A 26,758-nucleotide genomic window follows, 5' to 3' on the forward strand; every position below is an offset into this window, starting at 1 on the left:
AACACTCGCGGCATGGCCTCGATACTCGCGCAGGAAGACGGCCCCCTGGGCTCCGCCACGCACGACGTCACCAACCAGCCCCCTCCGCCGGCTCCGTACGACGCGTCCGCCGACACGGCCCTGCTGGAAGGGCTGCACCGGGAGGGCGCCGGGTGGGCCGAGGACGGGCTCCGGCGGCTGGGGCTGCGGGCCGGGAGCGTGGAGGCCCAGGAGTGGGGCGAGCTGGCCAACCGGCATGAGCCCGAGCTGCGCACGCACGACCGGTACGGCAACCGCGTCGACGAGGTCGAGTTCCATCCGAGCTGGCACCGCCTGATGCGCGTCGCGGTCTCCGAAGGGCTCGCCGCGGCGCCCTGGTCCGAGGACCGGCCCGGCGTCCATGTCGCCCGGACCGCGGGCGGGTTGGTGTGGGGGCACACGGAGGCCGGGCACGGCTGTCCGACGTCCATGACCTACGCGGCCGTCCCCGCGCTGCGCCGTCAGCCGGAGCTGGCGAAGGTCTACGAACCCCTGCTGACCAGCCGGGAGTACGACCCCGGGCTCCGGGTGCCGTCGGAGAAGCGGGGCCTGCTGGCGGGCATGGGGATGACCGAGAAGCAGGGCGGCTCGGACGTCCGCACGAACACGACGACGGCGACGCCGACCGCCGAGCCCGGCGTGTACACGCTGCGGGGGCACAAGTGGTTCACGTCGGCGCCGATGTGCGACGTGTTCCTGGTGCTGGCGCAGGCCCCTGACGGTCTGTCGTGCTTCCTGGTGCCGCGGATCCTGCCCGACGGGACCCGGAACACCTTCCGGATCCAACGCCTCAAGGACAAGCTGGGCAATCGCTCCAACGCGTCCTCCGAGCCGGAGTTCGACGGGACCGTCGCCTGGCTGGTCGGGCCCGAGGGCCAGGGCGTCAAGACCATCATCGAAATGGTCAACTGCACACGGCTGGACTGCGTGATGATGTCGGCGACGTTGATGCGCCAGACGCTCGTGCAGGCGGGACATCATGTGCGGCACCGCAGCGCGTTCGGCGCGCGTCTGCTCGACCAGCCCCTGATGCGCAACGTCCTGGCCGATCTGGCGCTGGAGTCGGAGGCCGCCACGACGCTCACGCTGCGGCTGGCGGGCGCGGCCGACCGGGCCGTGCGCGGGGACGCCGGTGAGGCGGCTTTCCGCCGGATCGCCACCGCCGTCGGCAAGTACTGGGTCACCAAGCGGGGCCCGGCCTTCACCGCGGAGGCCCTGGAATGCCTGGGCGGCAACGGCTACGTGGAGGAGTCGGGCATGCCCCGCCACTACCGCGAGGCTCCCCTGTTGTCGATCTGGGAGGGGTCGGGGAACGTCAACGCCCTTGATGTGCTGCGGGCGTTGCGCCGGGAGTCCGGCGCTGCGGACGCGCTGTTCGCCGAACTCGCCCTGGCGCAGGGGGCGGACGCCCGACTGGACGCGGCCGTGAACCGGCTGCGGGGCGCGCTGTCCAAGGGGTCCGAGGCCGGCGCCCGGCGTCTGGTGGAGCAGATGGCCCTGACCCTCCAGGCCTCCCTCCTGGTCCGGCACGCCCCGTCCGCGGTCGCCGACGCCTTCTGCGCGAGCCGGCTCGGCGGCGACTGGGGGCACGCCTTCGGCACCCTTCCCGACGCCGCTGATCTGGACGCGATCCTGGAGCGGGCCCTTCCGTCGGCGGACTGACCGGATCGCACACAGTCACGCCCCGATTCCGCTTCGTTGTCAGTGCCGTGGTGCACACTCACGACCAGGTGGTACTCGCCTGGGGAGGACAACGTGTTCACGGGGATCAACGAGGTCGACTGGGCCGCGCTGCGGCACGCGTACGGCAGCGCGGAGGACGTGCCCGGCATGCTGCGGGGCCTCGCCTCCGCGGACCGGGCCGAGCGGGACACCGCGCTCGACGGCATGTACGGCGCGGTGCACCACCAGGGCGACGTGTACGACTCGACGCTCGCCTGCGTGCCGTTCCTGTTCGCGCTCGTGGGGCGGGAGGAGGTGCCCGACCGGGCCGGGATCGTGGAGCTGCTGGTCAGCATCGGCGGAGGGGACGACGGCGCGGAAACTCTGAGTGGCGCCTACGCGATGGCCCGTACCGCGGTCCGGGCCGGAGCGCAGGTCTTCGTACGACTGGCCGGGGACCCGGACGCCGGGGTGCGGAGGGCGGCCGCGGGGGCGGTGGTGCGGTTCCTGGACGAACCGGCAACGGTGCTGGGGCTGTTGCGCGAGCGCCTCATGGTCGAGCGGGACGACGCCGTGCTGCTCGCCCTCACGGAGGGCCTCGGGCTCTTCGTCCGACGGCATCCCGGTCGGGCCGCCGCGGCGCTGGACCTCCTGACGGCGCAGAGCGCGCCGCCGTACGGTCCCGGGCTGCGGATCGCCGCGCTCGGCCAGCTGGCGGGCTGCGCTCCCGACCGGCTCCCGGACGACCTGGTGGGCACGGTGGTGCGGCTGCTCAGGGACCGGTCCGAACGGCGGCCGACGCGTCCGTGCGACCGGGACCGGCCGGAAACGGACACGCTCGTCGGCCGACTGCGGCGGCTGCGCCCCTCGGACGAGGAGGGCTCCCAGCTGCTGCGCACACTCCACACGGCCCTCGACGACCGGGTGGACGACCGGATCGGCCTGCTGTGCGGCCAGTTGACCAGCCCCGATCCTGTCGACCGGTGCAACGCCGTGTGGATGTCGACGGGGTTGTTCCGCGAGTGGCGCGCCGACCACACCGAACCCGTGGCGTTGATCGGTGCCCAACTGGGCGAGGACGAGGACCGTTTGCGCGACGCGGCGGTGACCGTCCTCGCGGATCTCTTTGAACTCGCCGCGCCCGCCGCCGACCCACTCGACACACTGGTCACCTCCCGCCCCGACCTGTGGGTACGGCAGTGGACACGCGGCACGCCCACCCTGGGCGGACCGCTCAAAGCACTGGCCCGGACCGGCGATCCACGAGCGGTGCCGGTGCTGGCGGAGGTCCTCGCGGGGCCGGTCGTGCCCGGCGACCTGGGGCAGGTGATCCGCCATCTGGGCCGGGCCGCGGCGCCGTTGGCTCCGGCGTTCCGGCACAGGCTCGCCCGAATCCCTCTTGACTCCCCCGATGTGCATGAGCGCGCCCTGACGGTGCTGCCGGCACTGGAGGCGCTCCACGACAGGGAGTGTGTGCCTGGGGTACTGCGGCTGCTGCTCGGCATCCCGGAGGAGGCGCGGCTGCGGGACGCCGTCGTGGCGAACGCGGTACGGACCCTGGGGGCGATCGGAAGCTCGGCGCACGAGGCGGTGCCGGCGCTGCGCGGACTGCTGGAGTGCGACTCCGCCATAGCGGCCGCGGACGCGCTGTGGTCCGTGGAGGGTGACGCGGAGGCCGTACTGCCCGTCCTGCTCCGGGAGTTGACGGGCGGCACCCCGCATCGACGCAGGGCGGCGGCCGACGTACTGGCGCGGCTGGGTCCCGCGGCACGCCCCGCGCTGCCCGGTCTGCGGCCGCTGACCGAGTCCGGCACCGTCTGGGAACGGACGTCGGCGGCCTGCGCGGTCTGGCGGATCACCGGAGCGCCGGACACAGTGCTTGCGGTGCTGCGCTCCGCCTGGGCGGAGAATCCGCACACGCGCGCCACCATCGCCGGGTGCATCGCCGCCATGGGACCGAAGGGAACACCCCTGCACGACCTGCCCCGGGCCGAACTCGCCTCCGCACGGCGGCACCGGACATCCTCCGGCGGATTCGGCAGCCATGACGTGTTCGCCGACGAACAGCTGCTGCGGGTGTGCCGTGAGGCTTTGGGGGGTGGGTAGGCGAAGGGGACCCGGTCCCGGCGCTCAGCCCGTCGTCCTGCCCCACAGCGGGCCGAGCAGCGCCCACTCCGCGTCCCACATCTCCATCCGCCTGCGCTCCAGTCGGCCGTGCAGGAACCGCCCGCAGACGAAGGGAACCGCCGCCGCGCCCACTCCCATCAGGGCACCGGTCATCGCGGCCTGTGAGCGGGCCTGGGACGCGGTGGCGGGCCTGGTCACCAGGCGGCCCTTCCGGTCCGTCCACACCGTGACCGTGGTGCCGACGGCGCTGCCCGTCCGGACCCGGGCCTGGCCGGTGTGCACGGAGCCGTCAGGCGCGGTCCAGCGCACCTTGCCCCACACCCGCTCGCCGCTGACCGCGCCCGAGTTCGCGAGGGCCTGACCGGCCGCCTGCTCGGTGAGACGGGCCGCAGCGGGACGCCACTCGACGCGCTCCCTGGCCAGCCCGTGCTCCACGGACCGGTTCACCGCCAGACCCGCGCACACCCCGACGAGGAGGGTGATCACCCAGGCACCGAGCAGCACCCAGGCCTCCACCATGTCGGCCTGACGCTTCAACGGGTTGCGCCGCCAGCGCCACAGCCACACCTTCGGACCACGGAACGCCATCGAAGGCTTCCTCCTCATGAGCGCACGAACATCCCCGACCGTCCTTCCATACGGCGAACGGCTCGCGGATGCTCAGGGATAGTCCCCCGAACCGACGGTCCCACGGGCCCGACGCGCTTACGGGCATCTGACCGAAAGTGACCGGGTCGTACCGGGATCGGCACGGAGACCAGAGCCGTGCGCCGCCCCACTGCGGCCACTGCACCACCCTGACCTGCGCGGCCGTCGTTTCCAGAGGTGACTGTCAGTGGTGGGGTGCAGACTGGCCGGTGTCTGAGACAAAGACGTCGAAGCACAGCGGAGGTGATCGGCATGACCGAGGTACTGCTCGCCGTGGGCACGCGCAAAGGCCTGTTCATCGGGCGCAGGCGCGATGGTGCCTGGGAGTTCGACGAGAGTCCCTACTTCAACGCCCAGGCCATCTATTCGGTCGCGGTCGACACGCGTGGGGACCGCCCGCGGCTGCTGGCCGGCGGCGACAGCTCACACTGGGGTCCGTCCGTGTTCCACTCCGACGACCTCGGCCGGACCTGGACCGAACCGTCCCAGCCGGCCGTCAAGTTCCCCAAGGACACCGGCGCTTCACTGGAGCGGGTGTGGCAGCTGCACCCGGCCGCCGCGGAACCGGACGTGGTGTACGCGGGCACGGAACCGGCCGCGCTGTACCGCTCCGAGGACCGCGGCGAGACCTTCGAGCTCGTCCGCCCTCTGTGGGAACACCCCACACGCTCGAAATGGGTGCCCGGCGGTGGCGGTGAGGGCTTGCACACCGTGGTGACCGACAAGCGCGACCCCCAGGCCGTGACGGTCGCCGTCTCGACCGCGGGCGTGTTCCGCAGCGGCGACGGCGGCGCCAGCTGGTCACCGTCCAACTCCGGTGTCTCCGCGGTGTTCCTGCCGGATCCCAACCCGGAGTTCGGGCAGTGCGTCCACAAGATCGCACAGGACTCGGCGACCCCGGACCGGCTGTATCTCCAGAACCACTGGGGGGTCTACAGAAGCGACGACGCGGGCGCGCACTGGACGGACATCGGCGAGGGCCTGCCCTCCACGTTCGGTTTCGCGGCGGCCGCCCACCCCCACCGCGGTGACACGGCGTATGTGTTCCCGATCACCGCGGACGCGGACCGCGTGCCCGCCGACCACCGATGCCGGGTCTTCCGCACGGCGGACGCGGGCAAGACCTGGGAGCCGCTGTCGGCGGGACTGCCGCAGGAGGACCACTACGGCACGGTGCTGCGCGACGCGCTGTGCACGGACGACGGGGACCCTGCGGGCGTCTACTTCGGCAACCGCAACGGCGAGGTGTTCGCCTCCGCCGACGACGGCGACAGCTGGGAGCAGCTCGCGTCGCATCTGCCGGATGTGCTGTGTGTCCGTGCGGCGGTGGTGGGTTGAGCGCTCCGGCCGGCCTTGGCCACCGGTTGATCGCCGCTGCCCGTACGGCAGTAGGGTGACGCCCGTGGCACCACGACCCTTGCATGAAATCGTCGAAGCGGGCTGGGCCAAGGCCCTGGAACCCGTCGCCGGACGGATCGCCGAGATGGGCGAGTTCCTGCGTGCGGAGATCGCCGCGGGACGCACCTATCTTCCGGCCGGACCGAATGTCCTGCGGGCCTTCCAGCAACCCCTCGACGACGTCCGTGTCCTCATCGTGGGACAGGACCCTTATCCGACGCCGGGACACGCGGTGGGGCTGTCGTTCTCGGTCGCACCCGACGTGCGTCCGCTGCCCGGCAGCCTCATCAACATCTTCCGGGAGCTGAACACCGATCTGGGGCTGCCCCAGCCGTCCAACGGTGATCTGACACCGTGGACCCAGCAGGGCGTGCTGCTGCTGAACAGAGCGCTCACCACGGCCCCGCGCAGTCCGGGCGCGCACCGCGGCAAGGGCTGGGAGGAGGTCACCGAGCAGGCGATCCGGGCGCTGGCGGCGCGCGGCAAGCCTCTGGTGTCGATCCTCTGGGGCCGTGACGCCCGCAACCTCCGCCCACTGCTCGGCAACCTCCCGTCGGTGGAGTCCTCCCACCCCTCCCCCATGTCGGCCGACCGCGGCTTCTTCGGCTCCCGTCCCTTCAGCCGGGCCAACGATCTGCTGATCCAACAGGGCGGTCAGCCGGTGGACTGGCGTCTGCCGTGACAGGTGCGGGGGCCGGAGCGGATGCGGCCCCGCCTGTTCCCGTACGTCCCGCACATTCCGCGGCCACGGGCGGTTTCCTCGCCGTCGACTCGGGCGGTTCCGGCCTGCGTGTCGTCGTGGCGCGCCTGGACGGGGGTGTGACGGCCCGACGGGAGTCGCGGGAGCCGGTGCGGACCGGGGCCCGTGGCATTGATCCCGGGCATCTGATGGAGCAACTGCTGCCCATGGTCCGGGCGTTGGCCGCAGAGACCGGCGTGGAGGATCTGGGCACGGCCGCCATCGATGCCGCCGGGCTCTCCACGCTCGGCGATGCCCTGCGCGCCGAACTCCCGGGTGCGCTGCGGCGCGAGCTCGGTGTGCGGACGGTCGCGCTCGTCGCCGATGCCGTCGCCGCGTATGTCGGCGCGCTCGGGCCGCGGCCCGGTGCCGTGGTCGCCGCCGGTACCGGGCTGATCGCGACCGGCACGGATCTGACGTGCTGGCGTCGCGCCGACGGCTGGGGCCATCTGCTGGGCGACTGCGGGGGCGGCGCGTGGATCGGGCGGGCCGGGCTGGAGGCGGCGCTGCGGGCGTACGACGGCCGGCCGGGCGGGTCCGCCGCGTTGCTGGCGTGCGCCGAGGAGACGTTCGGCCCGATGCCCGGGCTGCCCGGCAAGCTGTATCCCCGCCCGGACCGGCCCGCCGTCCTGGCCTCCTTCGTGCCGCAGGTTGCCGAGTGCGCGGGCGGTGACCCGGTCGCCGCGGACATCCTGCGCACGGCCGCCCGGCACATGGCCGAGTCCGCGGCCGCCGTCTGCCCGGCCGGCGCGGACGCCCGAGTCGCCGTCACCGGCGGGCTGCTGAAGATGGGCGCCCCTCTCGTCGTACCGCTGGAGGAGGAGCTGGCCCGACGGCTGCCGCAGGCGCGCCGGGTCGCGTCCGCCGGCGATCCGCTGGACGGGGCCGTGCGCATCGCCACCGACCTCGCGGCGGGCGCACTCACCCTGCCGGGTGACGAGGCGATGCTGACCGTGGTCACCACGAAGGGGGACTGACCCACAATCCGACCGGTACCCGCTGAGCACTGCTGATCCGACCGTAACTCATCAGACAAAACCGGACGGATACCGCTCACCTGCACCCTCCCCGAACAGGGGAGCCCAGGAAGCCAGTAACATGCCTCGCCATGAGCTCCCCCACTGGGCCCGCGTCCGGCCTGCCAGTACGAATGCCGCGACCTCGTCAGCCCGGGCGGCACCGCCGACCCGAGCCCCTGGCGGCTCCCGAGGGCGCGCCCGCGCTCGTGCTCGCCGTGCCGGGCACGCCCAGCGCGGCCACGCGCAGCCTGTCCGAGGAGGTCGTGAGCATCGCCCGCTCCGAGCTCCCCGGTCTGGACGCGCGGATCGGATACCTCGACGGCGACGACGCGGAGTTCCCCACGCTCACGTCCGTGCTCGCGTACGCCGCGCAGGAGCGCACGGCCCGCTATGAGCAGGCCCGCGCCGCGGGTGTGGACGCCAAGGAGCCGGACGGCCCGGTCGCCGTCGTCGTACCGCTGCTCGCCGGTCCGGACGCCGCGCTGCTGCGCCGGGTCCGCCAGGCCGTCATGGACAGCCGTGTCGCGGCGGATCTGGCCGATGTGCTCGGCCCGCACCCGCTGCTCGCCGAGGCACTGCACGTGCGCCTGTCGGAGGCCGGTCTGGCCCGCGCCGACCGCGCCCGTCTGTTCACGGTGGCAACCGCCGCGGACGGCATCGTCCTGGCCTCGGTCGGCGGTGAGGAGGCCGTGCAGGCGGCCGGGATCACCGGCATGCTGCTCGCCGCGCGCCTCGCCGTGCCGGTGATGGCGGCGGCGCTGGACCAGGAGGGTTCGATCTCGTCCGTGGCCGAGCAGCTGCGCAACTCGGGCTCGCAGCAGCTGGCCCTGGCGCCGTATCTGATCGGTCCCGAGATCGACCCGGGCCTGGTCGAGGCGGCGGCCAAGGAGGCGGGCTGCTCCGCCGCCGAGCCGCTCGGTCCGTACCCGGCGATCGGCAAGCTCGCGCTGGCCAAGTACACGACGGCGCTGGGCATCGCCCCGCAGCAGCCGCAGGGCACGCCGGTCCGCTGATCCTCGCGGGATTCCGTACGACGCCGAAGGGCCCGCTCCTGGCAACGGAGCGGGCCCTCGGCGTGTCGGCCGCGGGTCAGCCGATGACCACGCAGGAGGCGGCCGTCACCTCGATCAGACCGCCGGGGCGCGGCAGGCCGGAGTCCGGGTCGACGGTGAACCAGGTGACGTCGCCGGAGCGCTCGTTCGCCGCGTAGAGGAAGCCGTCCGCCGCGGTGAGGGCCCGCGGCCAGTGGCCGCCGCAGGTCACCGTGCCCACCAGCCGCAGTTCCTCGCCTTCGACGGCGAACGCGGACACCACGTCCTCGCCGCGGGTCACGGTCCACACGAAGCGGCCGTCCGGCGAGGCGGCGATGCCCGACGGGTAGGCGTCGCCGGCCGGCTGCCCCGCCAGCACCGGAGTTTCGGCCAGCGGCTTCAGCGAGCCGTCCACGGCGTCCCAGCGGCAGACGGTGACGGTCGGCGTGAGTTCGTTGAGCACGTACGCGTAGGTGCCGCGGGGGTGGAACGCCAGGTGCCTCGGTCCGGAGCCCGGGCGCAGCGCGATCTCCCGGTGCAGTTCGAGGCTTCCGTCGGTCAGCGTGCACACGCGGACGGAGTCCGTGCCGAGGTCGACGCTGACCGCCCATCGCCCGCTCGGGTCGGGCTGTACCTGGTGGGCGTGCGGGCCCTGCTGGCGGGGTGTGTGCGGTCCCGAGCCGGTGTGCCGGAGCACGTGGGACGGGGCCGGGGCCAGGGTGCCGTCGGCGCGCACGGGCACGGCGCTGACGCTGCCGGAGCCGTAGTTGGCGGTCAGGACGTGTCCGTCGAACACGCTGAGGTGGGTGGGCCCACTGCCGTCGACCGGCACCGGCTGTCCGGCCCGCTCGGGCTTGTCGCCGTTCATCCGGTACGCGGCCACCGCGCCCTCGGCCGTCTCACTGACCGCGTAGAGCGTGTCCCCGTCGGGCGACAGGGCCAGAAACGAGGGGTCGGGCACACCGTCCACGCTGCTCAGGACGGTGAGCGCGCCGGTGTGCGGGTCCACGGCCGCCGTCACGATCCCTGGGCCTCCGGCCGCCGTGAACGACCCGATAAAGGCCCGCCGCTGCCGCCTGCCACCGTCTCCCACCGCTGTCCCCTCTCGGCGCCCTGTGGTGTCCCGGGTGACGGTAGCAGTCGATCACGATCGGTCTAGACCAAGCGGGCCCAGGGGGCGCGAACGGTTTCACGGCCCGGCGAGCGGGGATCGCGAGGAGCCCGCTGGAGCTTCGCCAGTGGCGGGCACGGCGATGTCGCCACCTCCACTGAGCGCCTCGACCAGGGCCGCCACTCTCGCCGGCACGCCGCGGCGAGCCCTACGTCGTGCGAACTCACGCCCCGACGGGCAGCGAGCGCGACGGCGCCCGCAACGGGTTCGTGGTTGCCCCGACGGCGAGCTCCACTCGCCGACCCGCCACGGCGAGCCGCGCGTCGTGCGAACTCACGCCCCGACGAGCGGCGACCGCGACGGCGCTCGCAACGGCTTCGCCAAGTCCCCCAGGGCCCGCTCCACGCCATGGAGATGCGCCAGCGCAGGCTCCGTCGCCAATGCTCCGGCGGTGGACACGGCGACGTCGCCACCTCCCGTGAGCGCCTCGACCGCGGCCTCCACTCGCCAGCACGCGGCGGCGAGGCGGGCGTCGTGGGAGGCCTCGGGGTCGGCGGTGATGGCGGCCAGGCCGCGGATCTCGCGGGCGCAGTCGTCGAGCAGGGCGAGGACGCGGCGGGCGCGGTGCTTGCGGCCGAGCATCGGGTTGAGCGGGTGCACCAGCGGGGCGACGGAGAGGCGCACACGGCCCAGCAGCTGCTCCAGGTCGGCGACCCGGGCGGTGGGGTCGGCCGTGTCGTCTCCGGCGAGGCGGGCGGCTGCCTCGGCGGCGCAGGCGTGGACGCAGCGCAGGGCGCGCTGGATCCAGGCGTGCGTGACGGTGTGGGTGGTGACGGGCAGCACGAAGAGCACGGCCAGTACGGCGCCGAGCGCCCCGACACCGGTCTCGGCGAGCCGCAGTGCGAGCAGCGCGGGTTCCAGGACGCCCAGGAGGCCGTAGAGGAGCTCGGCGAGCACCGTCACGCAGAGCATCATCCAGGTGTATGACACGGCGGCCGTGTAGAAGATGCCGAAGACGCAGGCGGCGAGGAGGACGGCCGTGGGGACGGCGGACCCGTGCAGCGGGACGGCGACGAGCAGGCCGAGGCCGATGCCGATCACCGTGCCGAGGACGCGGCGGAAGCCACGGACGAGGGTCTCGCCGCGCGAGGTGGTGTTGACGAAGACCCACCAGGTGGCGCCGACGGCCCAGTACCAGCGCTCCCCGGAGAGCAATTGGCCCACGACGAGGGCGAAGCCCGCGCCGGCGGTCGCCTGGATCGCCTGGCGGGTGGTCACGCGGGACAGTCCGGTGCCGGCCGGCGGGGCGGGCACGGGCGCCGGGGGCAGGAGGCGCTCGTAGCACCACAGCCCGAAGCGCACCGCCGAGGCGGCGAGCACGGACAGCAGGACGGCGGCGTACAGCTCGGGCAGCTGCCCCGGGGTGGCGTGCAGGAACTGGGCCACGAAGTAGGTCATGAAAGCGAACACGCCGAGACTGTGGCCGCGCGGCCCCCAGCGGCGCGCGTAGACGCCCGCGCCGACCACGGCGAGGAAGGTGAGGTCCCGGGCCACAGGCTGGTCGTGCAGCTCGGCCGCGGCGGCGAGGACGGGCAGGCCGACGGCGGGCAGCAGCGCGGTGGTGACGGCCTGCCCGCGGACGGTGGCGTCGGTGACCGTGAACAGGGCGAGCAGCGCGGCGAGCCCGCCGGTGACGGCACCGGGAAGGGAGTGTCCGGCAAGGCCGCAGGCGACGACCGCGAGGCCGATGCCGAGGACGGCACGGACGGCGAAGCGCAGCCGCATCCGGCCCGGGTCCGGAGCCACGAACACCCTCTTCAGCACTGCTTCCCCGCCCCCTTCGGCACCGGCATGAAAAAGGCGCCGCGGTATCCGCAGCGCCATCGACGTGCCCATCACAGCATCAACGACCCACCTGGCTCAACTGCCGTCCGGAATGCTGGACCATTGGCACAGGTATAACGGACACGGCACGTCCACCGACGGGCCAACGGACCAAGGACGAGGAGGCGGCGCGCCATGGCCGTGGACGAGCTCGACACCCGCATCCTGCGGCTGCTGCTGGAGCAGCCCCGCACGAGCGTGCGCGAGTACGCCCGCATCCTCGGCGTCGCCCGCGGGACCTTGCAGGCCCGCCTGGACCGGCTGGAGCGGGACGGCGTGATCACCGGGACCGGCCCGAGCCTCTCCCCCGCCGCCCTCGGCCACCCGGTGCTCGCCTTCGTGCACATCGAGGTCACACAGGGCCATCTCGACGACGTGGGTGACGCCCTCGCCGCCGTACCGGAGATCGTCGAGGCCTTCTCGATCACGGGCGGCGGGGATCTGCTGACCCGGGTCGTGGCACGGGACAACGCGCACCTGGAGGATGTGATCCAGAAGCTGATCAGTCTGCCGGGCGTGGTGCGTACCCGCTCGGAGGTCGCGCTGCGCGAACGCGTCCCGCACCGGCTGCTGCCGCTGGTCGAGTCGATCGGCCGCACGGCCGCGAAGTGATCACCTGCCGGACCCGGCACGCACGCCCCTTGGCATCCTGGTCCCCATGAACAGTCTCGGCGCCACCTCGGTCATCTTCGATCTCGACGGAACGCTCGTGGACAGCGAGCCCAACTACTTCGAAGCGGGCCGTCAGGTCCTCGCCGAGCGCGGCGTCCCGGACTTCACCTGGGCGGACCACGAGCGGTACGTCGGGATCAGCACGCAGGAGACGGTGGCGCTGTGGAAGGAGCGGTACGGCCTGCGTGCCTCGGTCGCCGAACTCCTCGCCGCGAAGAACCGCACCTATCTGGAGCTGGCGCGCACCGCCACGCGCGCGTACCCGGAGATGCGTACGTTCGTGGAGCGGCTGGCCGGCGAGGGCGTCCCCATGGCCGTGGCCTCGGGTTCGTCGCCCGAGGCCATCGAGGCGATCCTGGCCGGCACCGGCCTGGACGCCCAGCTGCGCACCGTCGTCTCCGCCGACGAGGTCGAGCGCGGCAAGCCCGCCCCCGACGTCTTCCTGGAGGCAGCCCGCCGGCTCGGCGCCGCCCCCGCGGACTGTGTGGTCCTGGAGGACGCGGCGCCGGGTGCCGCCGCCGCGCACGCGGCCGGGATGCGCTGCATCGCGATCCCGTATGTCGCCGCGCAGGCCGACGCCCCGGAGTTCGCGACCGCGGGGATGCTCCTGCGCGGCGGTCAGACGGAGTTCACGGCACGGACCGCGTACGACTGGCTCCTGCACTCCACGTCACCGGCCTGACCCTCAGGGCCGGGCCTCGTACCGCGGCTTCGGGGCCGGCTGGATGTTCTGGTTCAGGCGGAAGACGTTGTCCGGGTCGCGGTCGGCCTTGATGCGGGCCAGGCGGTCGTAGTTGCCGCGATAGCTCGCGCGGACCCGCTCCTGGCCCTCGTCCATCATCATGTTCACGTAGGCGCCGCCCGCCGAGTACGGGTGCAGGGACTCGAAGTAGTCGACGGTCCACCGCTTGATGAGGTCGGCGTTGGCCGGATCCGGGTCGACACCCGCGTAGACAGAGGCCCAGCGTGCCTCGCGGTAGGCCCAGGGGGTGTCCGAGGGCCCGACGTCATGGGCGGCGCCGTCGATCGGGTAGAGGTGCATCGTCGACTGCATCGTGGGCACCTCGGCGCCGAACTTGGCGTGGAGTTCGACGGCCTCGTCCGGGATCTCGTTGACGAAGTCGGCGCGCCAGTACCACTGGTGGCCCGGCGGGTACAGCCCGTCGAACATGGACTGCATGTCGGGGTGGGGCATCGGACCGGGCGCGTGCAGCAGCGGCTCCGGCAGCGCGTCGAGCAGCGGGGCCATCTCACGGGCGGCGGCTTCGGTGTCGTCGCCCGTGTAGCACCACACGACGCCGGCGATCTTGCGCAGATGGAGTTCTTCGGGGAACGGCGGGGCGGGCGGGACGTTGCCGTACAGGAAGAACCCACTGAGCTCGCGGGGTGCGTTCGGCAGGAAGTCACGGTAGGCGGTGAGGACTTCGGCGCTGATCTCGACGGGCCAGAAGGTCGGTCCGGCGACGACCGTGCTCACCTCGTGCAGCCGGAACAGGAACGACGTCACGACGCCGTAGTTGCCGCCGCCGCCACGGATCGCCCAGAACAGATCGCTGTTCTCGTCGTCGGCGGCCCGCACCTGCCGGCCGTCGGCCAGCACCACGTCGGCCTCCAGCAGGTTGTCGATGGTCAGCCCGCACTTGCGGGTGAGATGGCCGAGACCGCCGCCGGTCGCGATGCCACCGACTCCGGTCGTGGAGATGATGCCGCTGGGCGTGGCGAGTCCGTGCGCGTTGGTGGCGCGGTCGACCTCACCCCACACACAGCCGCCGCCGACCCGGACCGTCCGGGCCTCGGGGTCCACGTGGACGTCCTTGAGCGGGGACAGGTCGGCGACGACTCCGCCGTCGACGGTGCCGAGCCCGGCTCCGTGGTGGCCGCCGCCGCGGACCGCGAGCGGCAGATCCTGGGCGCGGGCGAAGGCGATCACGCGGGCCACGGCGTCGGCGTCCGCGCAGCGCGCGATGAGGGCGGGACGCTTGTCGATCATGCCGTTGTAGACGGCGCGGGCCTCCGGGTAGCCGGAGTCGTCGGGTCCGATCAAGTCACCGGTGAAGCCGGTCAGTTCGCGGCGTGCCGCCTGGGCTGGTGTGCTGGACATGCGGTTCCCCGTTCCTGTGTCCGAATACGGTCGGATTCGCATGTTTCTAGTACGGGCAGGGCCTTCCGGGCATCCGTGCGGGTCACCCAGCTCGGGCCGACGGCATACCTACGTTTCGGGTTCCGCCAGCAACCCCAGCTCGGCCGCACGCGCGGCGGCCTGCCGTCGGGTGGGGGCGTCCAGCTTCTCCAGCACGGCCCGTACGTGGTTGTCGACCGTGCGTACCGAGACGACGAGCCGATGGGCGATCTCGAGGTTGGTCAGGCCGTCCGCCAGCAGCCGCATGACCTGGAGCTGGCGTTCGGTGAGGCCGGCGGGGTTGCCCCGGGTGGCCGCGAGCGGGCCTCGGGGGATGTGGCGGACGCCGAGCCCGCGCAGTTCGGTGCGGATCAGGCGGGCCAGTGGTTCGGCGCCCAGGGTGTCGAGGGCGGCGAGTGCGGTCAGTTTGTCGGCCGGGGCGGGGCTTTCCGCGAGGGCGGCGGCGTGCTCGTACGGGCAGCCCGCGGCCCGCCAGAGCGCCGCCGCCCGGCGCCAGTCTCCGGCGGCCTGCACGGCGTACGGATGGTCCGAGCCGTCGGCCGGGACGCGGTGTCCGGCCTTGGCGAGCCAGTGGCCGAGTTCGGCCTGGTAGGGGCCGACCGCGAGGCGGTGGGCCTGTGCGTGGACCGGTCCGGCGGCTTCCGCCACGGCCGTGTGATCCCCGCGCAGCCAGGCCGCCTCCGCCCGCGCGGCCGCCACCGGCACGGTGCGTTGCAGCTCGCCCGTGCGCACGGCGAGCTTCCAGGCTTCCGCGAGGAGCTCGCCGGCGCCGGGCCGACCACGCCGGATGCGGACGCGGGCGAGCACGGTGAGTGCCGGGCAGCGGGCCGGCACGAAGTCGTGCATGCCGAACTCGGCGTGCTTCTCGGCGTCGTCCCAGTCCCCGGCCGCGAGCCGGCGGATGGCCAGCTCGACGTGCAGATAGTTGAGGAAGCCGACGTGTTCGGCACGTTCGGCCAGTTCCATCGCCGGGGGCAGAAAGGCATCAGCTTCGGCATACCGGACGTTTTCCAGCAGCGTCCAGATGATGTTGGCGTAGGACCGGCAGGCGTGCTCGACCTCGCCCGCGGCGAGCGCCACGTCGAGGCTCTCCTCGACCTGCGCACGCCCGCTCGGGTCTCCGCTCTTCCAGCGGGCGCTGCCCACGTTGTTGAGGGCGTGCGCGAGGATCGCCGGGTCGTCGGCCTTGCGGGCCAGCTCGATGGCGCCCTCGCCGTACGTGATCGCCTCGGCGTACCGGTCGGCCAGCATCCGCAGCTGCGAGGTGTTGCTCAGGGCGAGCGCCAACAGCCGGTCGTCACCTGCGTGCTCCAGTACGGCGATGGCCTCCCGCGCGGCCGCCTGTGCCTGCTCGGGATCGCCGGCCCACCACTGGATACGGGACAGCCAGCGCAGATCGGAGCCGAGGGCGAGGGTGTCGCCGAGGGAGCGGCGCAGGGCTACGGCGTCCCGCTGGGCGGTGACGGCGGCGGCCGAGTCGGCGATGGTGTAGCTCTCCACCGCATAGCGTTCCAGCAGGTCGGCCAGTTCCGCCGGGGCGTAGCGCTGCCGTTCCCGCAGCACGAGCCGCAGATGGGCGGCGGCCTCACGGTGGGCGCCGGCGCCGGAGGCGTCCCGGGCCGCGTCGGGTCCGTAGCGGGCGACGGCGTCACGGTCGCCGGCCTGGGCGGCGTGGTGGACGATGCGGGCGGGGTCGGACCCGGGCCGGGCGACGAGCGCCGCGAGGACGTTGCGGTCGAGCTCGATCCGGCGTGCCGCGGGCAGGGAGTCGGCGATCGCACGGCGGATCAGCTCGTGCCGGAACGCGACGCGCTCCGGGGTCACCGCCAGCAGACCGCGCTGCTCGGCCGCCGCGAGGAGCTCCGCTGGATAGGCAGTTCTTTTGCTGCGGGTCGGCGGGGGCTGGTCGCTCCCCCATCGCGGCGGCAGCCGCATGTCGGACACGGTCCCGCGCCCCTTGCGGGGCGCTTCACCACGCCCGCCCGGTACGGCGACGCCGTCCGCGAAGAGCGCTTCGACCAGGGAACGTTCGACGGCGGAGGGTACTACTGCGAGCTGCTCCAGGGCGTCCCCGGTGGGACCGTCCAGTCCGCGCAGCCGGGCCAGCACCGCGTCCACGACCGTGGGCGGCACTCCCGCGGTGCCGCCCTCCGCCACGACCTCGGCGACGAAGAACGGGTTGCCCGACGTCACGTCGTACACCTGCGCCGGATCGAGGCCGCTGGCGGCGCTGAGGGTGCGCACCGCGTCCCGGGACAGCCGGGCCAGCGGCAGGCGGTGCACGCGGTCCGCGCGGGACACCTGGCCCAGCAGGTGCCGCAGGGGGTGCTCGCGGCTCAACTCGTCGTCCCGGTAGGTGAGGACGAGGACCGCGGGCAACCGCTCCATTCGGCGTACCAGGAACCGCAGTGCGTCCAGCGACGCCTCGTCGGCCCAGTGGACGTCCTCGACGACGAGCACGGCCGGATGCGGTACGCCGGCCAACTCCCCTTGCAGGGCCTCGTACACCCGATGCCGGTCGACGCCCTCCATCACGGCCTGCGCCAGCTCTCCACCGATGCTGCCGATGAGGTCGCGGAACGGGCCGAGGGGACGCCGGGTGGCGAGGTCGTCGCACTGGCCCACCAGGATGCGCGCGCCGCCGGGCAGCCGGTCCGGCATCGCCTTCACCAGGCTCGACTTGCCGATCCCGGCCTCTCCGAAGACGAGCGCCACAGATCCGGCCCCGTCCGCCGCCTCCTGAGCGGCCGCGGCCAGTCGCACCAGCTCGGGCTCGCGCTCGAGGATCCCCCAATCCACGGGGCAGATTCTGCCACCCGGGGCCGCCCACGGCGCGGGCAAGCTTCAGCCCGGTGCCGGACGCGATCGTCCGGAACCCGACGCTCCCGACCCGTTGACGCCCTTCCGCCCCCTCCCTATCGTCTGGTCGATTACTCGCACATTGTTCGAAATATCGACCACCACGTACCCGCAAGTACATCGATGCGCGGAGGAGCACACATGGCACCGCCCCTCTCCAGACGATTCCTTCTCCAGGCCGCGGCACTCGGCGCCACGACCCCGGCACTCTCCTTCGCGGCCACCGGCCGGGCCGCCGCCGCACAGGACGCGCCCGCCGCAGCCGACGCACCCGCCACCTGGACCACGCAGCCGTTCGCACTCGACGAAGTGCAGCTCCGACCAGGGGTGTTCGCCGACAAGCGGCAGCTGATGCTGGACCACGCCCGCGGCTACGACGTGAACCGGCTGCTCCAGGTCTTCCGCGCCAACGCCGGTCTCGCCACGGGCGGCGCGGTCGCGCCCGGCGGCTGGGAGGGGCTGGACGGCGAGGCCAACGGCAATCTGCGCGGGCACTACACCGGGCACTTCATGACCATGCTGTCCCAGGCCTTCGCCGGCGCCGGTGAGCAGGTCTTCGCCGACAGGATCAGCACGATGGTCGGGGCGCTGACGCAGGTGCGCGAGGCGTTGCGCCGCGCCCCCGTGGTCCTCAAGGCCGCCGGGAGGTTCGGGACCGCGGCGGAGAACGTCCGCGGCTCGTACCAGTACGTCGATCTGCCCGCCGCGGCCCTGGGCGGCGCCTCCGCGGTCACCCTGTCCGCCTGGGTGAAGCCCACCCACGCCGGCAACTGGGCCCGGATCTTCGACTTCGGCAACGACACCACGCGCTACCTCTACCTGGCCGCGCGCAACGCGAACGGCGTGCCCCGCTTCGCCGTCACGACCAGCGGCCCCGGCGGCGAGCAGGGCATCGACGGCACGGCCGCGCTGGCGCTGAACCAGTGGAGCCACCTGGCGGTGACGATCGCGGGCGGCACCGGCACCCTCTACGTCAACGGCACGGCCGTGGCACGGAACACGGCGATGACGCTCACCCCGGCGGCCCTCGGCACGCTGGCCCACAACTGGCTCGGTCGCTCCAATTTCGCCGGCGACCCGGTCTTCGCGGGCGCCTTCGACGAGTTCAACGTCTGGTCGCGGGCCCTGACCGCCGCCGAGATCACGCAGTTGCAGAGCAGCCGGGCCGCCGACAGCCCGGCTGGACGCGGCACCCTGGCGTCGTACGCCTTCGACGAGACCACCGGCGCGACCTTCGCGGACGCCTCCGGCCGCGGACTGACCGCCACCCTGCGCCGCACCTGGGGCGCGCCCAGCCATCCCGGGTTCCTGGCGGCGTACCCCGAGACCCAGTTCATCCAGCTGGAGTCGATGACGGCCAGCGACTACACGCGGGTGTGGGCGCCCTACTACACCGCCCACAAGATCCTCCGGGGGCTGCTGGACGCCCATCTCGCCACGGACGACGCCCGGGCGCTGGACCTCGCGTCGGGCATGTGCGACTGGATGTACTCCCGGCTGTCCAAGCTGCCCGCCGCCACGCTGCAACGTATGTGGGGGCTGTTCTCCAGCGGCGAGTTCGGCGGCATCGTCGAGGCGATCGTCGATCTGCACTCGCTCACCGGAAAGGCCGAACATCTCGCGCTGGCCCGCCTGTTCGACCTGGACAAGCTCATCGACGCCTGCGCGGCGAACACCGACACCCTCGACGGGCTGCACGCCAACCAGCACATACCGATCTTCACCGGTCTGATCCGGCTGTACGACGCGACGGGCGAGACGCGCTATCTGACCGCCGCGAAGAACTTCTGGGGCATGGTCGTACCGGTGCGGATGTACGGCATCGGCGGCACCAGCACCGGGGAGTTCTGGCGGGCCCGGGGCGTCATCGCGGGCACGATCGGCGAGACCACCGCGGAGAGCTGCTGCGCGTACAACATGCTGAAGCTGAGCCGGACGCTGTTCTTCCATGAGCAGGACCCGAAGTACATGGACTACTACGAGCGGGCCCTCTACAACCAGGTGCTCGGCTCCAAGCAGGACAAGGCGGACGCGGAGAAGCCGCTCGTCACGTACTTCATCGGGCTGACGCCCGGTCATGTCCGGGACTACACGCCCAAGCAGGGCACCACCTGCTGCGAGGGCACCGGTATGGAGAGCGCCACGAAGTACCAGGACTCGGTGTACTTCAGGAAGGCCGACGGCAGCGCCCTGTACGTCAACCTCTACAGCCCCTCCACCCTGACCTGGGCGGAGAAGGGCGTCACGGTCACCCAGACCACCGACTACCCCAGGGAGCAGGGCAGCACCCTCACGATCGGCGGTGGCAGCGCCTCCTTCGAGCTGCGACTGCGGGTGCCGTCCTGGGCGACCCGCGGCTTCCGGGTGACCGTCAACGGCAGTGCGGTGTCCGGGACTCCGGCCCCCGGAAGCTACTTCGCCGTCTCCCGCACCTGGCGGAGCGGCGACACCGTGCGGATCACCGTCCCCTTCCGGCTCCGGGTCGAGAAGGCCCTCGACGATCCGTCCCTGCAAACCCTGTTCTACGGCCCGGTGAACCTGGTCGCCCGCAACTCGGCCACGAGCCATCTCCAGTTCGGCCTGTACCGCAACGCCGCCCTCTCCGGCGACCTGCTCCCCTCGCTCTCCCCCGTCAGCGGCAAACCGCTCCACTACACGCTCGACGGCACGGAGTTCGCCCCTTTCCTGGAGGGCACCGAGAACCCGACGCACGCCTACTTCCGGCGCAGCGAACCCCGTGTCGTCCTCGGCACCACCGACTCCGGTGTGGCGAACCCCGCGAAGGCCGACGGCACCACGCTGCTCGACGAGATCTGGGCCGGGGCTCCGTTCGCCGACAAGGCCGCGCTGGTCGCGCGCGTGCGGTCCACCGTGAACGCCTGGGTGTCGTCCGGCCTGCTCGGCCAGGCGAACGGGCAGACGGTCGTCGGCGCGGCGGAGAGGGCGACGTACGTGCCCTGACATCCGACGGCGGGCGCGCGCATCCGCTCGTCCGGCGCGCGCCCACCGCCCCGCACGGGATCCTGGAGTCGGCACCGCGGGCTCATGGAACGAGGACCGTCATGGCGTACGACGAAGGACTGACCCAGCGGATCCGGGGGAGGCTCGGCTCGGACCCGGAGGTCACCGAGAAGAAGATGTTCGGCGGCATCGCCTTCCTGCACCACGGCAACATGGCCGTCGGGGTGAGCGGCGACGACCTCATGGTCCGGGTGGGCCCCGACGGCACCGACGCGGCCCTGGCGCGCCCGGGTACCCGGATCTTCGACATGACGGGGCGGCCGATGCGCGGCTGGGTCCTCGTCGACGGTTCCACGCTCGCGGAGGACGCCGATCTCGCGGCGTGGGTCGACGAAGGGTGTGCGTTCGCGGCGAGCCTGCCGCCGAAGTGAGCCCCGGGCTACGACCGGCGGCGGGGCTTGCCGCGCTTTGCGCCACCGCCGCGGGCGGGCTTGCCGGCCGCGGGCTTGCGCCGGGTGCCGGCCGCCTCGGGGCGCTTGCCCTTCGGCTGCGGCTGGGCGGCGGGCTGCGTACGGCCCCTCGTGCTGTTGACCGTCCGCCCGCGGACGATGCCGATGAAGTCCTCCACCAGGTCGGTGGTCGCCTCCTCGGGCCACGACAGGACGACGCTCGACTGAGGAGCGTCCACGACCGTGCGGTAGGTCAGATCCCGGCGGTGGTGCAGCCGGGCGAGCGACTGGGGCACGACGAGCAGGCCGACGCCCGCCGCCACCAGCTCGACGGCGTCCTCCGTGGTGGCGGGGCGCTCGACGGCGGGCCGTCCGGGCGGGCGCTCCCAGTCGAAGACGTCGTCCAGGGGGTGGAACACCACCTCGTCGGCGAGATCCTCGACGGACACCTCCTCGGCCGCGGTCACCAGGTGGTCCTTGGGGACCATGACGACCGTCGTCTCGGTGTAGAGGGGGATCGCGCTGAAGAACGTACGGTCCACCGGGAGCCGTACGAAGCCCGCGTCGGCGTCGCCGCCGCGCAGGACGTCGGATGCCTCCGCGGCCGGTACGGCGACGAGGGTCAGCGGGACGTCGGGCAGGCGCTCGTTCCAGATCCGCACCCACTTGGCGGGCGTCACCCCGGGGACGTACGCCAGCCGGAACGATGGGGAACCTTCCGAGCCTGTCACCCCGCCAGGTTACCCGGCGTGGTCGGGAGCCTCCTGCCCGGTCGTTAGTCTTGACAGCATGAAGTCGCACCAGAGCACCCAGACGATGAAGCCCGCGACCGCGGCGAAGAAGCTGGGTGTGTACCTCGAGGCCACCCCCGCCGAGTTCCAGGAGGGTGTCGTCTCGCGTGCCGAGCTGAACGCACTCCAGGCCGATCCGCCGCGGTGGCTGGAGGACCTGCGTGCCAACGGCCCGCACCCCCGTCCGGTCGTGGCGGCCAAGCTCGGTGTGTCCATCGCGGGTCTCGCGCGCGGCGGGGTCACGGAGCCGCTGACCACCGAGCAGATCGAGGTCCTGAAGAAGGACATGCCCGACTGGCTGGAGAAGGAGCGGGCCACCCAGGCCGAGGTCCGCAAGGAAGCGGCCCGCATCAAGAAGAAGAACTCCGAGCGGGCCGACGACCAGCAGTCCTGACCTGCACGGTCTCCCCTGCCGTGATCACTGTGGGACGGTGGATCGGCATCCCCGAGCCGGTCAGCGGCGCCCCCGTCCCGCCCCGCCGGGTCGCGACGATCTCCGCGGCGATGGACAGAGCCGTCTCCTCGGGCGTCCGGGCGCCGAGATCGAGGCCGATGGGTGACCGGAGCCGCGACAACTCACCATCGGTGAGCCCCACTTCGCGCAGCCGCCGTTCCCTGTCCACATGCGTCCGGCGTGAGCCCATCGCGCCGACGTACGCGACGGGCAGTCGCAGCGCCGTCTCCAGCAGGGGTACGTCGAACTTGGCGTCGTGGGTCAGCACGCACAGGACCGTGCGCTCGTCGGTCTCCGTGCCCCGGAGATAGCGGTCCGGCCAGTCGACCACGATCTCGTCCGCCTCGGGGAAGCGGGGGCGCGTGGCGAAGACGGGGCGGGCGTCGCACACGGTGACGTGGTAGCCGAGGAACTTTCCGGCCCGTACGAGGGCGGCGGCGAAGTCGATCGCGCCGAAGACGATCATGCGGGGTGGTGGGACTCGAGTCTCGATGAAGAGGGTGAGGCCGCCGGGGCAGTGCGATCCGTCCTCGCCGATTTCGAGCGTGCGGGTGCCTCCGGTGGTCAGTGTCGTGAGGGCCTCGGCGGTGACACGACCCGTGGGAAAGGTTGTCGGTTCGCCGCGGGTCCGTTGTGGCTGGTCGCGCAGTTCCCCGCGCCCCTGACGGGGCGCGACCACAGCCTTGCCCATAAGCTCGGTCGGTCCACGCACCACCCTGGCCAGGGCCGTCGGTTCCTCCCGCGCCGCGGCCGACAGTGCCGCCTCGAAGACATGCCGGTCCGGTGCGTCCCGTGTCACCGGTGTGACCAGGACCTCGATCACGCCGCCGCACGTCAGGCCCACCGCGAAGGCGTCCTCGTCGCTGTATCCGAACCGTTCGACAGCCGGCTCGCCGTCTTCGAGGGCCTGCATGCACAGGTCGTACACCGCCCCCTCCACGCAGCCGCCGGAGACCGAGCCGATCACCGTGCCCGCGCTGTCGACCGCGAGGGCGGCCCCGGGAGGGCGCGGGGCGCTGCCGCCGACGGCCACGACGGTGGCTACGGCGAAGTCCCGGCCCTCCTGGACCCACTCGCTCAACTCGGCGGCGAGATCAAGCATCCCGGCCTGCCATCAGAATCCGGTCGGGGCGGATCGGCAGGTTGCGGTGGCGTACGCCGGTCGCGTGCCAGACGGCGTTGGCGACCGCCGCCGCGGCGCCCACGATGCCGATCTCGCCGATGCCCTTGATGCGGACGGGGTCGTCGTCGTCCGGGTCCTCCGGCAGCCAGTCCGCCTCGATGTGCGGGACGTCCGCGTTGGCCGCGAAGTGGTAGCCCGCGAGGTCGGCGCCGACATGGGCGCCCGAGGCCGGGTCCCGGACCGCCTCCTCGTGCAGGGCCATGGAGATGCCCCAGGTCATCCCGCCGACGAACTGGTTGCGGGCGGTGAGCGGGTTGATGATCCGGCCGGCCGCGAAGATGCCGAGCATCCGGCGGACGCGCACCTCGCCGGTGGTGATGTCGACGGCGGCCTCGGCGAAGTGGGCGCCGTAGGAGTGCCGTTCCTTCGGCGGGAGGGCGGCGATGGCCTCCATGGTGTTCGAGCGCACGGTGATGCCCTCCGGCGGGATGTCGGCGCTCAGGGCGAGTCGCTCCCGCAGGTCTTCCGCCGCGGCCGTGATCGCCCAGCCCCAGGAACTGGTGCCCATGGAACCGCCCGCGATCATCGCCGGACCGAAGTCGCTGTTCCCGATCAGGACGTCGACCCGCTCCGGCGTCACCTCCAGTGCGTCGGCGGCGATCAGAGTGAGGGCCGTCCGCGCGCCGGTGCCGATGTCCGCCGCGGAGATCCGGACCGTGAAGCGGCCGTCGGCCTCCGCGGTCAGCGCCGCCGTGGACGGAACGGCGCCCGCGTGGAAGGTGCACGCGGCCGTGCCGGTGCCGAGCAGCCAGCGGCCGTCGCGGCGCACGCCGGGGCGCGGATCGCGCTCCGCCCAGCCGAAGCGCCGGGCGCCTGCCCGGAAGCAGGCGATCAGACCGCGGCCGGCGAAGGGCAGCCCGGACACGGGTCCGGCCTCGGGTTCGTTGCGAAGACGCAGGTCGATCGGGTCGACGCCGCACTTCTCGGCCAGTTCGTCGAGCGCCGACTCCAGCGCGAACGACCCCGGCGCCTCGCCCGGTGCGCGCATGAAGGTCGGGGTCGGCACGTCGAGACGTACGATCCGGTGGGCCGTGTGGTGGGCCGGGGCGTCGTACAGCACGCGCCCCGGTGTGGCGCTGGGCTCCATGAACTCATGGACCCTCGAGGACTGGTTCAGCGCCTCGTGGGCGAGCGCACGCAGCCGTCCGTCGGGGTCGGCGCCGAGCCTGACGCGCTGTGCCGTGGGGCTGCGGTAGCCGACCAACGAGAACATCTGACGGCGGGTCAGGACGACTCGGACCGGGCGCTGGAGGACGGTCGCGGCCATCACGGCGGCCACCTGGTGGGCGCGGACGCCCTTCGACCCGAAGCCGCCGCCGACGTGTTCGGAACGCACGCGCACCGAGGCCGGGTCGAGCGAGAACAGGTTCGCGAGTTCGCCCTGGACCCAGAGGGCGCCCTGGTTGGAGTCGACGACTTCGAGGCGGCCGCCGTCCCAGAGGGCCGTCGCCGCGTGGGGCTCCATCGGGTTGTGGTGTTCCTCGGGTGTGGTGTATTCGGCGTCCACCACGACCGCGGACCGGGCGAGTTCGGCGTCCAGGTCGCCCTTCGCCGTCGAACCCGGGCCGACCGGGGTGTCGGCGGCGAGGTAGGCGTCCGGACGCCCGTCCTTGAACGCGATGTCGTGCGGCTCCTGGTCGTAGTGCACCACGAGCGCCTCGGCGGCTTCCCGCGCCTGCTCGGAGGTCCGGGCGACGACCAGCGCCACGGGCCAGCCCGCGTACGGTACCCGGTCGTGCTGGAAGAGCGCGACGGACGGGTCGGGCGGCATTCCCAGGAACCCCGCGTAGTCGGTGTCGACGTGCAGGGCGTTCCCGTGGTGCAGGACGGTGAGGACGCCGGGCATGGCCAGGACGGCGTCGGTGTCCATCGCGCGGACACGGCCGCGGGCGATCGTGGACAACACCAGCCAGCCGTGGGCGAGTTCGGCGAAGGGGATCTCCGCTGCGTAGCGGGCGGCACCGGTGACCTTGTCGCGTCCCTCCACACGGGTGTGCGCGGTGCCGACGGAGCCCTTCAGCGGCGTGACGGTGGTCATCGGGCGGTCTCCTGGGCGAGTTCGGTCAGCACGGCCACCATCAGGTTGCGCATGAGGGTCACCTTGTATCCGTTGTGCGGCAGCGGTGTCGCGGCGGCGAGTTCGGCGTCCGCGGCGGCCTCGAAAGTGCGGGCATCGGCCGGTGCGCCCTTCAGCACCCGCTCGGCCTCCCGGGCCCGCCACGGCCGCGACGCGACCGCCCCGAGGGCCAGGCGTACGTCGCGTACGACGCCTGCCTCGACGTCCAGCGCGGCGGCGACCGAGCCGATCGCGAAGGCATACGAGGCACGCTCGCGCACCTTGCGGTAGCGGGAGTGGGCGGCGACCGGCGCGGGCGGCAGGGTGACCCCGGTGATCAGCGCGCCCTGCGGCAGGGCGGTCTCCAGGTGCGGGGTGTCACCCACCGGCAGATAGAAGTCCGCGAGCGGCAACTCGCCGGGCCCGTCGGCGGTTTCGTACGACACGACCGCGTCGAAGGCGGTCAGCGCCACGCCCATGTCCGACGGGTGCACGGCCACGCAGTGATCGGAGGCGCCGAGGATCGCCGAGTTGTGGTGCTCGCCCTCGATCGCGGGGCAACCGCTGCCGGGGACACGCTTGTTGCACGGCTGGGTCACGTCGGCGAAGTAGCCGCAGCGGGTGCGCTGGAGCAGATTGCCGCCGACGGTGGCCATGTTGCGCAGCTGCCCGGAGGCGCCGGCCAGCACCGCCTGTGTCAATGCCGGGTAGCGGCGCCGGACTTCGGGGTGGGCGGCGAGATCGCTGTTGGTGACCGTGGCGCCGATCCGCAGCGCGCCCTCGCGCGTCGACTCGATGCGGTCCAGCGGGAGTTCGCGTACGTCGACGAGCCGGGCGGGCCGCTCGACGCCTGTCTTCATCAGATCGACGAGGTTGGTGCCACCGCCCAGGAAGCGGGCGTCCGGATCCGCGTCGAGCAGCGCGACGGCGCCTGAGACGTCGAGCACGCGCTGATAGCCGAACTCCCTCATGCCGCCTCCTCCGTGGTCTGCGTGGTCTCCGCGCCGGCGGCGGCAGCCTGGGCGACCGCCTGGACGATCGACACATACGCGCCGCAGCGGCACAGGTTGCCGCTCATCCGCTCGCGGATCTCCTCGGCGGTCAGTGGCGGCGGTCCCGCCTCGGGCCGTACATCGCCGGTGACGGCGCTCGGCCAGCCCGCGGCGTGTTCCTCGATCACCGCCACGGCGGAACAGATCTGGCCCGGTGTGCAGTAGCCGCACTGGTAGCCGTCGAGGTCGAGGAACGCCTGCTGGACGGGGTGCAGCCGTTCGCCTTCGGCCAGGCCTTCGACGGTGGTGATCTCACGCTCCTCGGCGGCCACCGCGAGTTGCAGACAGGAAACGGCTCGGCGGCCGTCGATCAGGACGGTACACGCACCGCATTGGCCCTGGTCACAGCCCTTTTTGGTACCGGTGAGGTCGAGGCGCTCGCGCAGGGCGTCGAGCAGGGTGGTGCGGTGGTCGACGGACAGCAGATGCTTCTCGCCGTTGATGTTCAGGGTGATGGCGCTGTACGTAGACGTGGGGGCTGGAGCCATGATCAGCCTTCTTTCG

At 72.7% G+C, this 26,758-nt stretch carries 21 protein-coding genes; 11 read left to right on the forward strand and 10 right to left on the reverse strand.

Going from position 1 to position 26,758, the window contains the following annotated elements:
* Positions 1-12: 12 nt before the first annotated feature.
* Positions 13-1,680, forward strand: a complete 1,668-nt coding sequence (locus tag ACIHFB_RS04495) for an acyl-CoA dehydrogenase family protein (RefSeq protein ID WP_400125167.1) — start codon at positions 13-15, stop codon at positions 1,678-1,680.
* 93 nt (positions 1,681-1,773) lie between these two features.
* Positions 1,774-3,786, forward strand: coding sequence for a HEAT repeat domain-containing protein (locus ACIHFB_RS04500; protein WP_400125168.1), 2,013 nt, complete (start codon positions 1,774-1,776; stop codon positions 3,784-3,786).
* Between the two features lie 24 nt (positions 3,787-3,810).
* Here the strand turns inward: ACIHFB_RS04500 and ACIHFB_RS04505 are convergent, their stop codons facing one another.
* On the reverse strand, positions 3,811-4,395 hold the full coding sequence (locus ACIHFB_RS04505) for a hypothetical protein (RefSeq protein WP_400125170.1): 585 nt from the start codon (positions 4,393-4,395) through the stop codon (positions 3,811-3,813).
* A 312-nt stretch (positions 4,396-4,707) separates the two neighbouring features.
* On the opposite strand from ACIHFB_RS04505, the gene ACIHFB_RS04510 reads away from it, so the two are divergent.
* From ACIHFB_RS04510 to ACIHFB_RS04525, 4 genes are all read left to right on the forward strand, one after another.
* Complete coding sequence (locus ACIHFB_RS04510; protein WP_400125171.1) at positions 4,708-5,793, forward strand: WD40/YVTN/BNR-like repeat-containing protein; 1,086 nt, start codon at positions 4,708-4,710, stop codon at positions 5,791-5,793.
* A 64-nt stretch (positions 5,794-5,857) separates the two neighbouring features.
* The gene (locus tag ACIHFB_RS04515) at positions 5,858-6,535 is read left to right on the forward strand and encodes a uracil-DNA glycosylase (protein ID WP_365269912.1); all 678 of its coding nucleotides are present in this window, start codon (positions 5,858-5,860) and stop codon (positions 6,533-6,535) included.
* A 104-nt stretch (positions 6,536-6,639) separates the two neighbouring features.
* Positions 6,640-7,569 carry an N-acetylglucosamine kinase gene (locus ACIHFB_RS04520; RefSeq protein ID WP_400125605.1) on the forward strand — a complete coding sequence of 310 codons (930 nt, stop codon included), beginning with the start codon at positions 6,640-6,642 and terminating at the stop codon, positions 7,567-7,569.
* 131 nt (positions 7,570-7,700) lie between these two features.
* Positions 7,701-8,624: a hypothetical protein gene (locus ACIHFB_RS04525; RefSeq protein WP_365269915.1), complete on the forward strand. Its 924-nt coding sequence runs from the start codon at positions 7,701-7,703 to the stop codon at positions 8,622-8,624.
* Between the two features lie 76 nt (positions 8,625-8,700).
* On the opposite strand, the gene ACIHFB_RS04530 is transcribed toward ACIHFB_RS04525, so the two are convergent.
* A complete protein-coding gene (locus tag ACIHFB_RS04530) occupies positions 8,701-9,735 on the reverse strand; it encodes a lactonase family protein (RefSeq protein ID WP_365269918.1) in 1,035 nt (344 codons plus the stop codon).
* Positions 9,736-10,086: 351 nt separating this feature from the next.
* Entirely contained in the window at positions 10,087-11,577 is a 1,491-nt protein-coding gene (locus ACIHFB_RS04535; protein WP_400125174.1) for an FUSC family protein, read from the reverse strand.
* Positions 11,578-11,772: 195 nt separating this feature from the next.
* Here ACIHFB_RS04535 and ACIHFB_RS04540 point away from each other — a divergent pair, with 195 nt between their 5' ends.
* Both ACIHFB_RS04540 and ACIHFB_RS04545 read left to right on the forward strand, forming a co-directional pair.
* Positions 11,773-12,249, forward strand: coding sequence for an Lrp/AsnC family transcriptional regulator (locus ACIHFB_RS04540; protein ID WP_365269924.1), 477 nt, complete (start codon positions 11,773-11,775; stop codon positions 12,247-12,249).
* 46 nt (positions 12,250-12,295) lie between these two features.
* Positions 12,296-12,991, forward strand: coding sequence for an HAD family hydrolase (locus tag ACIHFB_RS04545; protein WP_400125176.1), 696 nt, complete (start codon positions 12,296-12,298; stop codon positions 12,989-12,991).
* Positions 12,992-12,994: 3 nt separating this feature from the next.
* Here the strand turns inward: ACIHFB_RS04545 and ACIHFB_RS04550 are convergent, their stop codons facing one another.
* Complete coding sequence (locus ACIHFB_RS04550; RefSeq protein ID WP_400125178.1) at positions 12,995-14,410, reverse strand: FAD-binding oxidoreductase; 1,416 nt, start codon at positions 14,408-14,410, stop codon at positions 12,995-12,997.
* A gap of 108 nt (positions 14,411-14,518) precedes the next feature.
* Positions 14,519-17,248, reverse strand: a complete 2,730-nt coding sequence (locus ACIHFB_RS04555) for an ATP-binding protein (RefSeq protein WP_400125179.1) — start codon at positions 17,246-17,248, stop codon at positions 14,519-14,521.
* A 201-nt stretch (positions 17,249-17,449) separates the two neighbouring features.
* Here ACIHFB_RS04555 and ACIHFB_RS04560 point away from each other — a divergent pair, with 201 nt between their 5' ends.
* Complete coding sequence (locus tag ACIHFB_RS04560; RefSeq protein WP_400125181.1) at positions 17,450-20,269, forward strand: beta-L-arabinofuranosidase domain-containing protein; 2,820 nt, start codon at positions 17,450-17,452, stop codon at positions 20,267-20,269.
* Positions 20,270-20,370: 101 nt separating this feature from the next.
* Positions 20,371-20,700, forward strand: coding sequence for a TfoX/Sxy family protein (locus ACIHFB_RS04565; RefSeq protein ID WP_400125183.1), 330 nt, complete (start codon positions 20,371-20,373; stop codon positions 20,698-20,700).
* Positions 20,701-20,708: 8 nt separating this feature from the next.
* Here the strand turns inward: ACIHFB_RS04565 and ACIHFB_RS04570 are convergent, their stop codons facing one another.
* Positions 20,709-21,449: a LysR family substrate-binding domain-containing protein gene (locus ACIHFB_RS04570; protein ID WP_400125184.1), complete on the reverse strand. Its 741-nt coding sequence runs from the start codon at positions 21,447-21,449 to the stop codon at positions 20,709-20,711.
* A 58-nt stretch (positions 21,450-21,507) separates the two neighbouring features.
* Between ACIHFB_RS04570 and ACIHFB_RS04575 the strand changes: the two genes are divergently transcribed.
* Positions 21,508-21,903 (forward strand): DUF5997 family protein, encoded by a 396-nt coding sequence (locus tag ACIHFB_RS04575; RefSeq protein WP_400125185.1) that lies wholly within the window; start codon positions 21,508-21,510, stop codon positions 21,901-21,903.
* Here the strand turns inward: ACIHFB_RS04575 and ACIHFB_RS04580 are convergent.
* From ACIHFB_RS04580 to ACIHFB_RS04595, 4 genes are read right to left on the reverse strand one after another with little or no spacing between them, the layout of a single operon-like run.
* Positions 21,860-23,065, reverse strand: coding sequence for an XdhC/CoxI family protein (locus tag ACIHFB_RS04580; protein ID WP_365269948.1), 1,206 nt, complete (start codon positions 23,063-23,065; stop codon positions 21,860-21,862). The two genes, ACIHFB_RS04575 and ACIHFB_RS04580, sit on opposite strands and share 44 nt — an antisense overlap.
* On the reverse strand, positions 23,058-25,184 hold the full coding sequence (locus tag ACIHFB_RS04585) for a xanthine dehydrogenase family protein molybdopterin-binding subunit (protein WP_400125187.1): 2,127 nt from the start codon (positions 25,182-25,184) through the stop codon (positions 23,058-23,060). The genes ACIHFB_RS04580 and ACIHFB_RS04585 overlap by 8 nt, the downstream gene beginning before the upstream one ends.
* Positions 25,181-26,173: an FAD binding domain-containing protein gene (locus ACIHFB_RS04590; RefSeq protein ID WP_400125189.1), complete on the reverse strand. Its 993-nt coding sequence runs from the start codon at positions 26,171-26,173 to the stop codon at positions 25,181-25,183. The genes ACIHFB_RS04585 and ACIHFB_RS04590 overlap by 4 nt, the downstream gene beginning before the upstream one ends.
* Complete coding sequence (locus ACIHFB_RS04595) at positions 26,170-26,742, reverse strand: 2Fe-2S iron-sulfur cluster-binding protein (protein WP_400125191.1); 573 nt, start codon at positions 26,740-26,742, stop codon at positions 26,170-26,172. The genes ACIHFB_RS04590 and ACIHFB_RS04595 overlap by 4 nt, the downstream gene beginning before the upstream one ends.
* Between the last annotated feature and the right edge of the window lie 16 nt (positions 26,743-26,758).

Origin of the sequence: Streptomyces sp. NPDC051963 (assembly GCF_044593495.1) — a bacterium.
GTDB lineage: Bacteria > Actinomycetota > Actinomycetes > Streptomycetales > Streptomycetaceae > Streptomyces.

Bases quoted from the DNA above. Each gene is read 5' to 3' on its own strand.
- ACIHFB_RS04595 (WP_400125191.1), bottom strand. From the start codon at position 26,742: ATGGCTCCAGCCCCCACGTCTACGTACAGCGCCATCACCCTGAACATC.
- ACIHFB_RS04510 (WP_400125171.1), top strand. From the start codon at position 4,708: ATGACCGAGGTACTGCTCGCCGTGGGCACGCGCAAAGGCCTGTTCATC.
- ACIHFB_RS04575 (WP_400125185.1), top strand. From the start codon at position 21,508: ATGAAGTCGCACCAGAGCACCCAGACGATGAAGCCCGCGACCGCGGCG.
- ACIHFB_RS04505 (WP_400125170.1), bottom strand. From the start codon at position 4,395: ATGGCGTTCCGTGGTCCGAAGGTGTGGCTGTGGCGCTGGCGGCGCAAC.
- ACIHFB_RS04545 (WP_400125176.1), top strand. From the start codon at position 12,296: ATGAACAGTCTCGGCGCCACCTCGGTCATCTTCGATCTCGACGGAACG.
- ACIHFB_RS04550 (WP_400125178.1), bottom strand. From the start codon at position 14,410: ATGTCCAGCACACCAGCCCAGGCGGCACGCCGCGAACTGACCGGCTTC.
- ACIHFB_RS04525 (WP_365269915.1), top strand. From the start codon at position 7,701: ATGAGCTCCCCCACTGGGCCCGCGTCCGGCCTGCCAGTACGAATGCCG.
- ACIHFB_RS04540 (WP_365269924.1), top strand. From the start codon at position 11,773: ATGGCCGTGGACGAGCTCGACACCCGCATCCTGCGGCTGCTGCTGGAG.
- ACIHFB_RS04565 (WP_400125183.1), top strand. From the start codon at position 20,371: ATGGCGTACGACGAAGGACTGACCCAGCGGATCCGGGGGAGGCTCGGC.
- ACIHFB_RS04580 (WP_365269948.1), bottom strand. From the start codon at position 23,065: ATGCTTGATCTCGCCGCCGAGTTGAGCGAGTGGGTCCAGGAGGGCCGG.
- ACIHFB_RS04560 (WP_400125181.1), top strand. From the start codon at position 17,450: ATGGCACCGCCCCTCTCCAGACGATTCCTTCTCCAGGCCGCGGCACTC.
- ACIHFB_RS04585 (WP_400125187.1), bottom strand. From the start codon at position 25,184: ATGACCACCGTCACGCCGCTGAAGGGCTCCGTCGGCACCGCGCACACC.
- ACIHFB_RS04590 (WP_400125189.1), bottom strand. From the start codon at position 26,173: ATGAGGGAGTTCGGCTATCAGCGCGTGCTCGACGTCTCAGGCGCCGTC.
- ACIHFB_RS04495 (WP_400125167.1), top strand. From the start codon at position 13: ATGGCCTCGATACTCGCGCAGGAAGACGGCCCCCTGGGCTCCGCCACG.